The organism is Avibacterium endocarditidis (assembly GCF_002921145.1).
GTDB classification, from domain to species: domain Bacteria; phylum Pseudomonadota; class Gammaproteobacteria; order Enterobacterales; family Pasteurellaceae; genus Avibacterium; species Avibacterium endocarditidis.
This window is the reverse complement of sequence record NZ_PQVI01000023.1, coordinates 1-15,289: the sequence shown is the minus strand read 5'-3', so window position 1 is coordinate 15,289 and position 15,289 is coordinate 1. Positions and strand designations below refer to the sequence as shown.

11 protein-coding genes and 3 pseudogenes are annotated in these 15,289 nt (G+C 42.2%); 8 read left to right on the top strand and 6 right to left on the bottom strand.

Annotated elements, in window-relative coordinates; all coding sequences use genetic code 11:
* The 5 genes and pseudogenes from C3Z13_RS02565 to C3Z13_RS02550 form a co-directional block, all read left to right on the top strand.
* Positions 1-520, top strand: a 520-nt coding sequence (locus tag C3Z13_RS02565; protein ID WP_245872510.1) for a gluconokinase, incomplete at its 5' end; no start/stop codon positions are given.
* A gap of 75 nt (positions 521-595) precedes the next feature.
* Positions 596-796 (top strand): addiction module toxin RelE, encoded by a 201-nt coding sequence (locus C3Z13_RS12080; protein WP_245872509.1) that lies wholly within the window; start codon positions 596-598, stop codon positions 794-796.
* A gap of 129 nt (positions 797-925) precedes the next feature.
* A complete protein-coding gene (locus C3Z13_RS12830) occupies positions 926-1,114 on the top strand; it encodes a hypothetical protein (protein WP_342750335.1) in 189 nt (62 codons plus the stop codon).
* 2 nt (positions 1,115-1,116) lie between these two features.
* The gene (locus C3Z13_RS12825; RefSeq protein WP_342750334.1) at positions 1,117-1,239 is read left to right on the top strand and encodes a helix-turn-helix domain-containing protein; all 123 of its coding nucleotides are present in this window, start codon (positions 1,117-1,119) and stop codon (positions 1,237-1,239) included.
* 103 nt (positions 1,240-1,342) lie between these two features.
* A pseudogene (locus C3Z13_RS02550) lies at positions 1,343-3,291 on the top strand (ABC transporter ATP-binding protein).
* A gap of 190 nt (positions 3,292-3,481) precedes the next feature.
* Here C3Z13_RS02550 and dxs read toward each other — a convergent pair.
* From dxs to xseB, 3 genes and pseudogenes are all read right to left on the bottom strand, one after another.
* A pseudogene (dxs, locus tag C3Z13_RS02545) lies at positions 3,482-5,334 on the bottom strand (1-deoxy-D-xylulose-5-phosphate synthase).
* A gap of 75 nt (positions 5,335-5,409) precedes the next feature.
* Positions 5,410-6,300 (bottom strand): (2E,6E)-farnesyl diphosphate synthase, encoded by an 891-nt coding sequence (ispA, locus tag C3Z13_RS02540; protein WP_103854909.1) that lies wholly within the window; start codon positions 6,298-6,300, stop codon positions 5,410-5,412.
* Between the two features lie 25 nt (positions 6,301-6,325).
* Positions 6,326-6,574, bottom strand: coding sequence for an exodeoxyribonuclease VII small subunit (gene xseB, locus C3Z13_RS02535; RefSeq protein ID WP_103852912.1), 249 nt, complete (start codon positions 6,572-6,574; stop codon positions 6,326-6,328).
* Positions 6,575-6,806: 232 nt separating this feature from the next.
* Between xseB and thiI the strand changes: the two genes are divergently transcribed.
* Positions 6,807-8,261, top strand: a complete 1,455-nt coding sequence (gene thiI / locus C3Z13_RS02530; RefSeq protein WP_103854908.1) for a tRNA uracil 4-sulfurtransferase ThiI — start codon at positions 6,807-6,809, stop codon at positions 8,259-8,261.
* A gap of 64 nt (positions 8,262-8,325) precedes the next feature.
* Here the strand turns inward: thiI and C3Z13_RS02525 are convergent, their stop codons facing one another.
* Together C3Z13_RS02525 and C3Z13_RS02520 are read right to left on the bottom strand one after the other, a co-directional pair.
* Positions 8,326-8,880 (bottom strand): NAD(P)H nitroreductase, encoded by a 555-nt coding sequence (locus C3Z13_RS02525; protein WP_103854907.1) that lies wholly within the window; start codon positions 8,878-8,880, stop codon positions 8,326-8,328.
* 348 nt (positions 8,881-9,228) lie between these two features.
* On the bottom strand, positions 9,229-9,576 hold the full coding sequence (locus C3Z13_RS02520) for a hypothetical protein (protein WP_245872508.1): 348 nt from the start codon (positions 9,574-9,576) through the stop codon (positions 9,229-9,231).
* 89 nt (positions 9,577-9,665) lie between these two features.
* Between C3Z13_RS02520 and sppA the strand changes: the two are divergent.
* A pseudogene (gene sppA / locus C3Z13_RS02515) lies at positions 9,666-11,520 on the top strand (signal peptide peptidase SppA).
* A 90-nt stretch (positions 11,521-11,610) separates the two neighbouring features.
* Here the strand turns inward: sppA and C3Z13_RS02510 are convergent.
* Positions 11,611-12,516 (bottom strand): LysR family transcriptional regulator, encoded by a 906-nt coding sequence (locus C3Z13_RS02510; protein ID WP_103854906.1) that lies wholly within the window; start codon positions 12,514-12,516, stop codon positions 11,611-11,613.
* A gap of 101 nt (positions 12,517-12,617) precedes the next feature.
* On the opposite strand from C3Z13_RS02510, the gene topA reads away from it, so the two are divergent.
* Positions 12,618-15,224, top strand: coding sequence for a type I DNA topoisomerase (gene topA / locus C3Z13_RS02505; protein ID WP_103854905.1), 2,607 nt, complete (start codon positions 12,618-12,620; stop codon positions 15,222-15,224).
* Positions 15,225-15,289 lie beyond the last annotated feature (65 nt).

Here is a 15,289-nt window from a genome sequence, read left to right as displayed (position 1 = left end):
AAAAACAAAAGGCAAAAGTTTTATCTTAATGGGCGTTTCTAGCACAGGAAAAACTTCGGTAGGTACGGAGGTTTGTCGCCGTTTAGGGTTAAAATTAATTGATGGGGACGATCTCCACCCGAGAGCTAATATCATTAAAATGGGCAATGGGCAGCCACTTAATGATGAAGATCGCGCCCCTTGGCTTGAGCGTATCCGTGATGCGGCATTCAGTCTAGAACAAAAAAGCGAACAAGGGATTATTGTTTGTTCTGCATTGAAGAAAAAATACCGCGATCAAATTCGCGATGGCAACGAAAGCGTGAAATTTCTGTTTTTAGAAGGCAGCTTTGATTTGGTATTAGAGCGAATGAAAAATCGCAAAGGGCATTATATGAAAACAGAAATGCTCAAAAGCCAATTCGATACCTTAGAAACCCCACAAGCTGATGAGCCAGATGTCATTCATATTGATATTGAAGGAACATTTGACGAGGTGGTAGAACGTTGTGTGGTGGCGTTAAAACCGTTTTTGGAATAAATATGGATATTTTAGGAAAACTTTACTTCCTATACGCTTCTCGCGTATAATTTTCTGAGTTTTATTGGAGAAACTATGAAAGCGGTTTTTATTGAATTGCCTCCTTTTGAACGCTATCGAAAAGCGTTAATGACTGATGATGAATATTTTGTTTTGCAAAATGAATTATTGGCAAATCCAGAAAAGGGGGATTTGATTCAAGGTTCGGGCGGTGTAAGAAAAATCCGTATTTCGGATGAAAAGCGTAACAAAGGAAAAGAGGCGGTGCAAGAGTGATTTATTACTGGCTTAGTCGCCAATGTCATTTTTTGATGATTACTGCTTATAGTAAGAAACAGAAAGATGATTTAGCTCCGGAAGAAATAAAAGCGATTTCGCACTTATTAAGCATATTAAGGAGGAATAATGGAACGGAACATTGCAAATGAAATTATTGAGGGATTGAATGCTTACCTTGATTATCAACAAGGTAAAACCACCCTCAAAACCATTGAGCGTGACTTTCCAGCGGAAATGGGCGAAATAAGCGCGAATGAAGTGAAGTCTATCCGTGAAAAACTTAATCTATCACAATCGGTTTTGCTAAGAAATTGAGAATGAGCGTACGCACTTATCAAGGTTGGGAACAAGGCAAAACCACGCCAAATAAACAAGCCGCATTACTCTTGAAGATGATTGAGCGCTCGCCACAAACCTTTGAAGAAATTGTCTCTCTCTAATTTGATCCCCTAATTAATAGGGGATTTCTCTTTTTTACCCCTCTATAAACCCTTTCATAAACCTGTTAAAATCCACAAAATTTTTTTGAGATAAGGACAAAGTGTGGCGTTAATTAGTTTAACTAACGGTTATCTTTCTTTTAGTGATCACCCCTTGTTAGATCACACGGATTTATACATTGAAGCTGGCGAGCGCGTTTGCTTGGTGGGGCGTAATGGGGTAGGCAAATCTACCTTAATGAAAATTTTAGCAGGTGAAATGGTGATGGACGATGGTCGCCTGCAATTTGAGCGTGATCTGGTGATCTCGCGCCTCGAACAAGATCCTCCACGCAATGCACAAGGCAATGTATTTGATTATGTGGCGGAAGGCATTGCCCATTTGGCCGATTTATTAAAAGAATATCACCGCACTTCGGATTTGCTCGAACAAGAATATAGCGAAAGCATGCTAAATCGTTTGGCGGAAATTCAAGCCCAACTTGAACACGCTGATGGTTGGCGGTTTGAAAATAAAATCCGTGAAACCCTAATGAAATTAGGGCTTGAGCCAAATATGCAATTGGCGGATTTATCAGGCGGCTGGCTGCGTAAGGCAGCATTGGCACGCGCTTTGGTATGCGATCCAGACGTATTGTTGCTTGATGAACCCACTAACCACCTTGATGTTGATGCAATTGAATGGCTAGAAAATTTCCTGCTGAGTTTTGCTGGTTCGATCATCTTTATTTCTCACGATCGTGCTTTTATCAGCAAAATGGCCACCCGTATCGTTGATCTCGATCGGGGCAAATTGGTGTCGTACCCCGGTGATTATGCGAAATATCTCATTGAAAAAGAAGAAAATCTGCGTGTAGAAGCCCTACAAAACGAGCTGTTCGATAAAAAATTAGCGCAAGAAGAAGTGTGGATTCGCCAAGGGATTAAAGCGCGGAGAACCCGTAATGAAGGGCGAGTGCGAGCCTTGAAAGCTTTGCGTGAAGAACGCCGTCAGCGTAGAGATGTGCAGGGTAGCGCCAAGTTGCAAGTGGATAATTCCACCCGTTCAGGCAAAATCGTCTTTGAAGTGGAAGATGTAAGCTATGAAATTGTTGGGAAAAAACTGATTTCGCATTTTTCAACCACCATTTTGCGTGGCGATAAAATTGCCTTAGTCGGGGCAAATGGGATCGGTAAAACCACCTTGATAAAATTGCTGTTAGGCGAAATTCAGCCTACATCAGGACGCATTAAATGCGGTACAAAATTAGAAATTGCTTATTTCGATCAATATCGTGCTGATCTCGATCCTGAAAAAACTGTGATGGATAACGTGGCGGACGGTAAGCAGGATATTGAAGTCAATGGCGTAAAACGCCACGTTTTAGGCTATTTGCAAGATTTCTTATTTCCACCTAAGCGCGCAATGGTACCAGTCAAAGCCCTTTCTGGCGGTGAGCGCAATCGCTTATTATTGGCAAAATTATTGCTCAAACCCAATAATTTGCTGATTTTGGACGAACCGACCAATGATCTTGATGTGGAAACCCTAGAATTATTGGAAGAATTGCTGGCAGATTATCAAGGCACGTTGCTGATTGTGAGCCACGATCGTCAATTTATTGATAACACGGCGACTGAATGCTACATCTTTGAAGGCAATGGCGTGATCAATAAATATGTGGGCGGTTTCCACGATGCGAAACAGCAACAAGCCAATGTGTTTGCTTTGAAAGAAGCGGAGCAAGCCAAAGAGAAAAAAGCGAAAGAAAAACAAGCGGAAAGTGCCGGTGGAAATGAGCAAAGTTTCTCACAAACCCGTGAAAAATCGCCCTGTGAAACTTTCTTATAATGAGCAACGAGAGCTAGAGCAATTGCCACAAAAATTGGAAGATTTGGAAGAAAAAATCACCGCACTTCAATCAAGCGGAGGTGTCCGATCCGAATTTCTTTCAGCAAGATCATCAATATACAGCGGACAAACTGCAACAGCTTGCCGATGCGGAACAAGCGTTAGAACAAGCTTTTGCCCGTTGGGAAGAATTGGAAGAAAAGAAAAATATGGCAAGTTGATAACTTGCTATAAAGATAAGTGCGGTGGTTTTTTTAGCAAATTTTATCCATAAAAAAACCGCCACATTAAAAACAAGTGGCGGAGAGGTCTTAAATAAGAAATTAGTTTGAAAAAGACAACTGCAATTTGCAGTGCACTAGCATTTACTAAGACTAGCGAGGCAGGAAATAGTTCACAAAATTTTAATTTTTACTTTTTGCAAAAAGTAGTGATTTGCTCTTCAATACCTTGTGCGTCTAGTTTTAAATCTGCCAAAATTTCTTGTTGTGTGCCTTGTGGAATGAAGAAATCTGGCAGACCTAATTGTAAAAGTGCGGTGGTTTTTGGCTGAGAATTTAGTTTAGCACTTCTGCCACGGCACTGCCTGCACCGCCTTGAATAGCGTTTTCTTCGAGTGTAACTAATAATGAATGGTTTTCAGCCAGTTGCAAAATTAACGCTTCATCAATCGGTTTAACAAATCGCATATCCACAAGGGTGGCGTTTAATTTTTCGGCTACGGCTTTGGCGTTTGGTAATAGTGTGCCGAAATTTAAAATGGCGATCTTTTCCCCTTCGCGCAGTACTTTCCCCTTGCCGAGAGGTAGCATTGCTAATGGTTCAAGCTCTACACCAATGGCATTGCCACGCGGATAGCGCACGGCGGCAGGTTTACCGCATTGATAGCCGGTATAAAGCATTTGGCGACATTCATTTTCATCGCTTGGGGTCATAATCACTAAATTTGGAATACAGCGCATAAAGCTAATGTCGAACGCACCTTGGTGGGTTTGTCCGTCTGTCCCCACCACGCCAGCACGGTCGATGGCAAATAGTACAGGCAGATTTTGAATGGCGACATCGTGAATCACTTGATCGTAGGCACGCTGTAAGAAGGTGGAATAAATGGCTACCACAGGTTTAAACTCGGCAATTGCTAAGCCTGCGGCAAAGGTAACAGCGTGCTGTTCGGCAATGGCAACATCAAAATATTGTTGTGGAAAGCGGTTGGAAAATTCAACCATTCCTGAACCTTCACGCATCGCAGGGGTGATGCCGATTAATTTCGGATCTTGCTCTGCCATTTCACATAGCCAGTTGCCAAAAATTTGCGAATAGGTTGGGGTGGTGGATTTTGGCAATTTTCCGCTTGTGGGATCGAATTTCGGCACACCGTGGAAGCCGATTGGATCTTGTTCCGCAGGGGCATAGCCTTTGCCTTTTTTGGTTTTAATATGCAAGAATTGTGGCCCTTTCAGACTGCTCATATTTTTTAACGTGCTAATTAATTCGTCCACGTTATGGCCATCAATAGGGCCGATATAGTTAAAGCCTAGTTCTTCAAACATTGTGCCAATTGGTGAAACGAAGCCTTTAACGTGTTCTTCAGTCTTTTTCACAAATTCTTTAATCGGTGGCACGCCGGAGAGAATTTTTTTGCCGCCCTCGCGCAAGGTGGAATAGAAAGAACCAGAAAACAAGCGGGCCAGATAGTTGTTCAGCGCGCCCACATTTTCTGAAATAGACATTTCGTTATCATTGAGAATCACCAGCATATCGGTGTGCAATGCGCCAGCGTGATTGAGCGCTTCAAAGGCCATTCCCGCGGTGATTGCGCCATCGCCAATCACACAAACCGTTTTGCGCCCTGCGTTCTCTTTTTCGGCTGCCACGGCAATGCCAAGCCCAGCACTAATAGAAGTGGAAGAATGTCCCACACTTAATACATCAAATTCGCTTTCATCACGCCACGGGAAAGGGTGAAGCCCGTTTTTTTGGCGAATGGTAGACATTTTATCACGGCGTCCAGTGAGAATTTTATGCGGATAGGCTTGATGCCCCACGTCCCAAATGAGCTGATCGAATGGCGTGTTGAACACATAATGCAAGGCAACGGTGAGTTCTACCGTGCCTAAGCCAGAAGCCAAATGGCCGCTACTTTGACTAACACTCTCCAACAAATATCCGCGTAATTCATTACAAAGTTGGGGAAGTTGATCTTTATTTAAAAGACGCAAATCGTCCGGTGAATTAATCAGTGATAAAAGAGGATATTTTTCCATTGTTAATCAAATCCAAAAAAGGGTTAAATTTCGACCGCACTTTAATAATAAAAGGCTTAGGCGGTGTCCAATATATTAATTTTTTCTTGTTACAATAAACTCGCTCAATGCCTTTAATGGCGAGCTATCAAAAGGTAATTTGGCCAAAGCATCAAGGGCTTGTTGATGAAGTTCTTGCGCTTTTTCTTTCGCCCCTTGCAAGCCGAGCAATTTTGGGTAAGTGCTTTTATCTGCGGCTAAATCCGCACCCACGGTTTTACCGATCACAGCACTTTCGCCTTCAATATCTAAAATATCATCTTGCACTTGGAACGCCAGCCCAATGGCATCGGCATAGCGTTCAAGCTGTTGGCAAAGTTGTTTGTCGGCAAAATGCGGTGAACAAAGAAAGCCCATTTTTAATGCACAGCGTAGCAACGCGCCTGTTTTGTTGCGATGAATTCTTTCCAATTCCGCAAGGCTGACTTGTTGATGCTCAGCTTGCAAATCAAGGCTTTGCCCCAAACACATTCCTTGCACGCCAGAGGCTTTTGCCAATTCCGCTACCAAAGCAAGGCGTTGTTCGGCAGATAAATTTGGCGTTTGGCTCAGTAATTCAAAAGCAAAGGCTTGCAGCGCATCACCAGCCAAAATGGCGGTGGCTTCATCAAAGGCAATATGGCAAGTGGGGTGTCCACGGCGTAGAGCATCGTTATCCATTGCAGGCAAATCATCGTGAACTAAAGAATAAGCGTGAATCGCTTCAATGCCTGCGGCGGCATAATCCAAATGCACGAGTTCTGCCCCTAACATTCTGCCTGTGGCATAAACCAAAAACGGACGAACACGCTTTCCACCCAATAAAAGCGCATATTTCATCGCTTCCGCTAGGGAAGAGGGTTGCGTGTCAATTTGCTCAAATTGGTGTTCGAGAAATTGATTAATCCGCTGTTGAAATTGTTGTAAATCCTGTGCAAATTGGTACATAGCAGTGGCTTAGTTATTGGGTTGCTTATTCGTTGTTTTGATAGTCGCTTAATTCTGCTTTATCGCTTTTAGAAAGCAAAATTTGAATGCGCTGTTCCGCTTGTTGTAAACGCGCTTGACCTAATTGCGCCAGCTTAATTCCGCTTTCAAAATCCTTTAACGCCTGTTCTAAAGGCAATTCGCCACTTTCTAAACGAGCAACAATGCTTTCTAATTGGGTTAAGGTGGTTTCAAAATCTAAGCTGTTTTCGTCTGTGGTAGGTTTGCGTGCCATTGTTTTCCTAAGTTCAAGCTAAATAAATGCCACATTGTACTGTATTTTTATGGACTTGTTAAAGCCTATAGCAAGATTGTTACGCAAAAAAATCTCAGAAAAAAGCACCGCACTTTTGTTTCCCTTATTTAGCCCCAAAACAGGCGAGAGCAGTGGACGAGAAAAATTGGGGATTTGCAAAAGATGTTGTACAATACCGCCCAATTTTTTTGCTTAAAACAGAAGTATTCCAATGAAATTTATTATTAAACTTTTCCCTGAAATTATGATTAAAAGCGAAAGCGTGCGTACGCGCTTTATTAAAATTTTGACAGGGAATATTCGCAATATTTTGAATAAATATGACGACACAGTGGCCGTGGTGAAGCACTGGGATTATATCGAAGTGCGGTCAAAAAATGCGGAAAATCGTGCCTTATTAATTGAATTATTAGGACGAATCCCTGGTATTCATCATTTTCTTGAAGTGGAAGAAAAACCGTTCAACAGCGTGCAAGATATTTTCCAACAAACCTTGCAAGATGTGGCACATCTCCTTGAAAACAAAACCTTTTGTGTGCGTGTAAAACGTAAAGGCAAGCACGATTTCTCTTCTCTTGATGTGGAACGCTATGTCGGCGGTGGCTTAAATCAACATATCGCCAGCGCGAAAGTGAAGCTCAGCAAACCTGATGTTACTGTTCGCATTGATATTGAAGACGACAAAATGATGTTGGTGAAAGCACGTCATACAGGGCTGGGTGGTTATCCTATTGGCACGCAAGAAGATGTGCTTTCGCTTATCTCGGGTGGCTTTGATTCGGGCGTATCCAGTTATATGCTGATTCGCCGCGGCTCGCGCGTGCATTATTGCTTCTTTAATCTAGGTGGTGCGGCACACGAAATCGGCGTAAAACAAATGGCGTATCACATTTGGAATCGCTTTAGTGGCTCGCACAAAGTACGTTTTGTGGCGATTAATTTTGAGCCTGTGGTGGCAGAGATTTTAGAAAAAATTGACAATGGCCAAATGGGCGTAGTGTTAAAACGAATGATGGTGCGCGCTGCAAGCAAAGTGGCAGAACGTTTTGGCATTCAAGCCATTGTTACGGGCGAAGCACTCGGTCAAGTTTCCAGCCAAACCCTCACCAATTTACGCCTGATTGATGAAGCTGCCAATGCCCTTGTGTTGCGTCCACTTATCACCCACGATAAAGAACAAATTATTGCAATGGCAAAAGAAATTGGCACAGACGATATTGCGAAATCAATGCCAGAATTTTGTGGCGTGATTTCAAAAAATCCAACGGTTAAAGCAGTGCGAGAAAAAATTCTTAGCGAAGAAAATCATTTTGATTTCAGCGTATTAGAAAGTGCGGTGCAAAATGCGCATGCGCAATATTTAGACATTCGCCAAATTGCAGAACAAACGGAAAAAGACGTGGTGGAAGTGGACACCATTTCCGTATTAGGCGAAAATGACATCGTCATCGACATCCGTAGCCCCGAAGAAACAGACGAAAATCCGTTAGAACTGGCAGGGCAGGAAGTGCGTTTAATCCCATTCTATAAACTTTCTACTGTATTCCCAGACTTAGACCAAAGCAAAAATTACGTCCTTTACTGCGAACGCGGCGTAATGAGCAAACTCCAAGCCCTTTATTTAAAAGAAAATGGGTTTGGGAATGTGAGAGTGTTTAGGAAGTAAATGGAATCACCGCATTTTATCAATTTATAAGTGCGGTGATTTTTTTGTCATTTTTTCTAATACATTATAAATAACTCACAAAATTTGCTAGATCGATTTGCTTAGGCTCACGGCTGGCTTTTTCTTTCCCTGTGCCTAGCATAATAAAAGCGACCACTTTATCGTTTTGATCACATTGTAGCGCTTGGCGTAACTCAGAGCCATCAACCCAAGGGCCAGTTACCCATACATTGTCAAAGCCTTGTGCATTGGCGGCAAGTTGCATTGCGTAAGTGGCGCAACCTGCGGTAAGCATTTGTTCCCAAGCAGGGACTTTAGCAATATCTTTTTGGATTTTTGCAATCACGGCAATGATCATTGGCGCGCGATTCGGTAAATTTTCCGCTTTTTTCAACCGCTCTTCACCAAGGTTAAGTTCTTGTACGGCACTTTTTAATAAGCCGCCAAGTTTGTTTAAACCGTCTTTTTCAATCACTACAAAGCGATAAGGTTGCAATCTACCGTGATCAGGGACGTGCAATGCGGCTTGGAAAATCTGTTCAAGTTGTGCTTGGTTTGGCGCAGGCGCAAAGAGTTTCTTGTTAGAACGGCGTGAAGTGAGTAGGGTTAAAGCGTCCATAATCAGTCCTTTTGTGATCATTTTTGTTATGAAAAGTGCGGTGGATTATAGCATAGTTTTTGGTCTTATAGATGATATAGAAAAGCCCCTTATATCGGGGGCTTATGTAATTAGTTCTTTTTACTCTCTTTATCGGCTTCTTTTGCTGCGTGATTAATGCCAGCACCAAAAGCTAAAACTACAGCCAATAAAACTAATAATCCAATAGTAAGCTCCATTTAGCCCTCCTTCGTATCTGGAATTAGTTTTTTTTATCTTCTTTTTCAGCTTGTTTTATGGTGTGGTTAATGGCAGCTAAAAAGCCAGAACAATCCCTAAAAGAACAAGTAATCCAATGGTGAGTTCCATTTAATCCTCCTTTGATAGCTGGGATTTGTGTTTTCTAAGCAACTTTCCAGCAACGAGAGTGGCATAAATAACAAACATTAATGTAAGACTACTCATAATTTTAAATAGTATTCCATTCTGACCAAATATTATCACGGGGACTGCAAGTATCGCAACTTTGGCAATATCTTCTACCATTTTGCCCAAGCTTCTAAGGTTTCGACTTCGATCGGGCGTTTGAATAAATTTAACATTGGATTCTCCTTGTGGTGAGAGAAACCATAGCAAAACCTTTTGAAGTGCGGTGATTTTTGGTGAGTTTTGCGATCCAGATCGAGAAAACAGCTCAAAGCGGATAAAAACAGTCATTCTGGAAAGAATTATTCGCATTTGGGTATTAATCTGTTTATGATACGCCTCTCAAATAAAATCAAAAAATAAGGAAATCTATGAAATCGCTGATGAAACTAGGCTCTATGCTGTGGCGAGGATTAAATTTTGTGCGCAATGTTGTGATGAATTTAGTCTTTCTTGTTTTTGTGTTGTTTCTTTTTACGGTGGTGAGTTTGTTCACAAATGCAAATAAAGAAACCCAAGCGCCACTGGGCGCAGATGAAGGCGCGTTATTGCTCAATTTAGATGGATATTTAGCGGATAATCGTGAAGAAATTCACTCTTTGCAAGATTTGTTGAAAGAAGTGGATTCTCAGTATGTGCCGCGTCAAATTTCTACCTTTGATTTGGTGTATAGCATTCGATCTGCGGTGAATGACCCACGCATAAAAGGCTTGGTGTTAGATCTGAATCGTTTTGAAGGCGCTGATTTGCCTGCGATTAAATATGTGGGCAAGGCGATTAATCAGTTTAAGCAAAGTGGTAAGCCGGTGATTGCTTATGCGGATAGCTATACGCAAAAACAATATGTACTCGCGAGCTATGCCGATGAAATTTATCTCAACCCGATTGGTGCGGTGGAAATTCAAGGCTTGGCATTGGAAAACCTGTATTACAAAGATTTGCTCGACAAGCTAAAAATCACGCCACATATTTTCCGTGTAGGCACGTATAAATCTGCCGTTGAGCCGTTTTTGCGTAATGATATGTCGGCAGAAGCCAGAGCCAATATGCAACGTTGGTTAAGCACAATGTGGACGGATTATAAAACGCTGATCGCAAACAATCGCCAAATCCCTGTTGATAATGTATTGCCTGAAGCGGAGCAATATTTTGCGAATTTGAAAGCATTAAATGGCGATTTGACGGCTTATGCCCAACAGCAAAAATTTGTGACGCAACTTGCCGATCGTTTTACTTTAGAACAAAACTCACCGCACTTTTGGCAAAAATGCAGAGGGAAAAGCAAAATTGTTGCCATTTGATCGCTATTTGGCAGATTTACCTGATCGCATTGAAGGGGAAGGTAAAACACGCATTGCGGTGGTCAATGTCGAGGGTGCAATTATTGACGGTGAAACCGATGACAATGGTGTTGGCGGTGATACGATTGCTACATTGCTGCGTCAGGCTTATGAAGATGAAAAAATCAAAGCCGTGATTTTGCGTGTAAATAGCCCCGGTGGCAGTGCCTTTGCGTCAGAAATTATCCGTCAGGAAATTGTGCATTTACAGCAAGCAGGCAAGCCAGTGGTGGTGTCAATGGGGGCAATGGCCGCTTCAGGTGGTTATTGGATTTCTAGCACGGCAGATTATATTTTAGCTGATGCGGATACCATTACGGGATCTATCGGTATTTTTGCAATGTTCCCAACCTTTGAGAAAGCCGTAGCAGAAATTGGCGTGAATGCTGATGGCGTGGCTACTTCACCATTAAGTCAGCAGTCTTCTTTTGGTGGCATCTCAAAAGTAAAAAGTGATCTTTATCAACTGGAAATTGAACATGGTTACGATAAATTCCTTTCGCTTGTCAGCAAAGGCCGTCAGCTAGCTAAAACAGACGTGGATAAAATCGCACAAGGTCAAGTATGGTTGGGATCGGAAGCCTTGCAAAATAAATTGGTGGACGAGCTAGGCGATTTTGATCGTGCGGTGGAAAAAGCAAAGGAATTAGCTAAAGCAAAACAAAACGAGCAAAGTGCGGAAGAATTTAGTGTGGAATGGTTAATTGAACGCAATGATTCTATGCTTGATGCCTTAGTGAAAAGCTTTGGCAAAGGCGCGCAACAGCAATTATTCAGTGCGCTTGGCTTGGCAAAACCATTTAATGAAGTAAAACAACAGCTCAACCAACTGAGCCAATTTAACGATCCAAAAGGGCAGTATTTATACTGTATTAACTGCGGAACGTTACGCTAAAAATTATTTTCCCCTTTTATGTAAATAGAAGGGGAAAATTTTTAAAAATTGCACCGCACTTTTTGTTTCTTTTTATTTCTATTATTTTTTCTATTTATTGCTAGCGGTTTCTTGGCATAACCCAAGCTGGCTTAAAAAGTCCACAAAGGCTTTCACTTTCGCCGCCAAATGACGGCGGTGGGGATAGACAATATTCATATCAATTTGATGTTGCGGATAGTCAGCCAGCACTTCCACTAATTCCCCTGAAGCTAATTCATTTTCGATCAGAAAACGTGGTAAATTCACAATGCCAAGCCCTGATTTTGCCAGTTCTGCCAAAGCCAAGCCACTGTTGCACATAACATCAGCCTGTACACGCAAGCGCTCAATTCTTGTACCGTTGATAAATTCCCAAAATACTTGATTATTATTGGATTTATACAGCATTATTTTGTGTTGATAGAGTTCTTCTGGCGTTTGTGGAATACCCTTTTTAGCGAAATAATCGGGCGATCCCACAATGTGCATTGTTGAACTTGCAATTTTTTTCGCCACCAGCGAACTGTCCTGCAAATTGCCAATGCGTAAAGCGAGATCAAAGCCTTCGGTGATTAAATCCACTAAACGATCGTTAAATTCAATGTCCACTTCAAGATCAGGATTGGCGTGTAAGAATAAGCCCAAATTAGGCGCAATAAAACGCAAGCCAAAATCACGCGGCACGGAAATATGTAGCTTGCCTTGTAATGCACTAGCAAGATTGCTGATACTGGCTTCGGCATCTTGTAATTCTGCCAGAATAGGCTGGCAACGTTGGTAATAAAGCAGCCCCGCTTCAGTTGGCACAATCTTTCTAGTGGTGCGCTGCAACAAGCGGGTTTTCAGCTGTTCTTCCAGTTGTGAAACTAGCTTACTCGCCATTGCTACGGAGATATTTTGCTGTATAGCGGTTTGGGTAAAACTTTGCGTTTCCACCACTTTACAAAAGACAGAAATTGCATTGAGTTTATCCATTTATTCTTCCTTTTTTAAAAAAATGATTGACCAATCCACAGATAGTCCGCAATATATCGGGCAATTTTACACAAGTTAGCAGAAATTAGGTAAAGAAAAAGATGAGTAAATCTTTAGTGATTGTGGAGTCGCCAGCCAAGGCGAAAACCATTAATAAGTATTTAGGAAAGGATTATATAGTGAAATCCAGCGTAGGGCATATTTGCGATTTACCTACCGCTGGAATGAGTACTGGTGAAAAAGCCAAGGCAATTTCTACCAAAGGATTAAGCCCCGAAGAAAAGCAAGCCATTAAGCAAGAAAAAGAACGTAATGCCTTGGTGAAGCGTATGGGGATCGATCCTTATCACGATTGGAAAGCCAATTACCAAATTTTACCGGGTAAAGAAAAAGTGGTGGCGGAACTCAAATCGCTGGCGAAAAAAGCGGATCATATTTATCTCGCTACCGATTTGGATAGAGAAGGGGAAGCCATTGCTTGGCATTTGCGTGAAGTGATTGGTGGTGATGATGATCGCTTTAGCCGCGTGGTATTCAACGAGATCACCAAAAATGCCATCACTCAAGCCTTTGAACACCCAGAACATCTCAATATGGATCGTGTTAATGCCCAACAAACACGCCGTTTTCTTGATCGCGTGGTGGGCTTTATGGTATCGCCATTATTATGGAAGAAAGTGGCGCGCGGTCTATCAGCAGGGCGTGTGCAATCGGTTGCGGTGAAATTATTAGTAGAACGCGAGCGTGAGATCAAAGCTTTCCAACCTGAAGAATATTGGGAAGTGGCGGTGCAAACGGAAACCGCACAGAAAATCGGCTTGCGTCTTGATGTAACCAGTTTTAAAGGGAAAAAATTTGAGCCGAAGAATGCGCAACAAGCGCAAAGTGCGGTGGATTTTTTACAAAAATCCGATTATATCGTTTCTGATTTAGAAACCAAACCGACTAGCTCAAAACCGAAAGCGCCTTTTATCACCTCAACCTTGCAACAAACAGCAAGCACAAGGTTAAATTTTGGCGTGAAAAAAACAATGATGCTTGCTCAACGCCTCTACGAAGCGGGCTATATCACCTATATGCGTACTGATAGCACCAACTTAAGTCAAGATGCCTTAAATATGGTGCGTGATTATATCGGTTCACATTATGGCGACAGTTATTTACCGAGCAAACCGAATTTTTATTCCAGTAAAGAAAATGCGCAAGAGGCGCACGAAGCTATTCGTCCTTCTGATGTGCGTGTATTGGCTGCAGATCTACAAGGAATGGAAAAAGATGCGGTGCGTTTATATGATCTCATTTGGCGTCAATTTGTGGCTTGCCAAATGCCGGCAGCCCAATATGACAGCTCAACGCTCACGGTAACGGCAGGCGATTATAGTCTGAAAGCCAAAGGGCGTATTTTGCGTTTTGACGGTTGGACAAAAGTGTTACCGCCAATGAGTAAAAGTGCAGAAGATCAAGTGCTTCCAGCCGTTGTGGTGAACGATCAGCTAAATTTAAAAGAAGTAATCCCACAGCAACATTTCACTAAACCACCTGCGCGCTTTACTGAAGCGGCACTGGTAAAAGAGCTGGAAAAACGCGGAATTGGTCGCCCTTCTACTTATGCCGCGATCATTTCCACCATTCAAGATCGTGGTTATGTGCGGGTGGAAAATCGCCGTTTTTATGCGGAAAAAATGGGGGAGATTGTTACCGATCGCCTTAACCAATCTTTCACCGATTTAATGAATTATGATTTCACCGCCAATATGGAAGATGTGCTAGACCAAATTGCCAACGGTGAAAAAAATTGGAAAGCGGAATTAAATCAATTCTTTAAAGATTTTTCTGCACAGCTTAGCCAAGCCGAATTAGATGAGCTAGAGGGCGGAATGAAGCCAAATAGCCTTGTGCTAACCGATATTAAATGCCCAACTTGTGGCCGTCCAATGGCGATTCGTACTGCAAGTACAGGCGTATTCTTAGGCTGTTCAGGCTATGCCTTACCACCAAAAGAGCGGTGCAAAACGACAATAAATTTAATTCCAGAAGCGGAATTATTAAATGTGTTGGACGAAGCTTCTGAAACCAAAGCCCTAATGGATCGTAAGCGCTGCCCGAAATGTGGTACGGCAATGGATAGTTATATTATTGATCCACAAAGAAAACTTTATGTATGCGGAAATAATCCAAATTGTGATGGCTATGTGGTGGAGCAAGGCGAGTTTAAGATTAAAGGTTATGACGGCCCAGTGGTGGAATGTGATAAGTGCGGCGCAGATATGCACTTAAAATTGGGGCGTTTTGGCAAATATATGGCTTGTACCCAATGTGATAACACGCGCAAAATCTTAAAAAATGGCGAAGTTGCACCACCAAAAGAAGAGCCAGTACATTTCCCAGAGCTAAAATGTGAAAATTCTGATGCGTATTTTGTATTGCGTGATGGCGCAAGTGGCGTGTTTATGTCTGCGCATAATTTCCCGAAATCTCGTGAAACTCGCGCAGCTAAAGTAGCTGAATTGGCGCAATATCGTGATCGTCTGCCTGAAAAATTGCAATATTTAGCCGATGCACCACAGAAAGATCCTGAAGGTAATGAAGCCATTGTTCGCTTTAGCCGTAAGGAAAAACGTCAATATATTACTTCTGAAAAAAATGGTAAAGCCACCAAATGGCGTGCTGACTATATTGACGGAAAATGGGTTGAGAATGGTAAATAACCCTTTGATATAGAAGTTATTTTGTGAAAAGGCGATATTAATCAGCTAGAAAGTGCGGTGGAAAA

Excerpts from the sequence above, each read along its gene's own strand:
- C3Z13_RS12080 (WP_245872509.1), top strand. The coding sequence starts at position 596 with ATGAAAGCGGTTTTTATTGAATTGCCTCCTTTTGAACGCTATCGAAAA.
- C3Z13_RS12830 (WP_342750335.1), top strand. The coding sequence starts at position 926 with ATGGAACGGAACATTGCAAATGAAATTATTGAGGGATTGAATGCTTAC.
- C3Z13_RS02520 (WP_245872508.1), bottom strand. The coding sequence starts at position 9,576 with ATGACTGTTTTTATCCGCTTTGAGCTGTTTTCTCGATCTGGATCGCAA.
- topA (WP_103854905.1), top strand. The coding sequence starts at position 12,618 with ATGAGTAAATCTTTAGTGATTGTGGAGTCGCCAGCCAAGGCGAAAACC.
- C3Z13_RS12825 (WP_342750334.1), top strand. The coding sequence starts at position 1,117 with ATGAGCGTACGCACTTATCAAGGTTGGGAACAAGGCAAAACCACGCCA.
- C3Z13_RS02510 (WP_103854906.1), bottom strand. The coding sequence starts at position 12,516 with ATGGATAAACTCAATGCAATTTCTGTCTTTTGTAAAGTGGTGGAAACG.
- C3Z13_RS02525 (WP_103854907.1), bottom strand. The coding sequence starts at position 8,880 with ATGGACGCTTTAACCCTACTCACTTCACGCCGTTCTAACAAGAAACTC.
- ispA (WP_103854909.1), bottom strand. The coding sequence starts at position 6,300 with ATGTACCAATTTGCACAGGATTTACAACAATTTCAACAGCGGATTAAT.
- xseB (WP_103852912.1), bottom strand. The coding sequence starts at position 6,574 with ATGGCACGCAAACCTACCACAGACGAAAACAGCTTAGATTTTGAAACC.
- thiI (WP_103854908.1), top strand. The coding sequence starts at position 6,807 with ATGAAATTTATTATTAAACTTTTCCCTGAAATTATGATTAAAAGCGAA.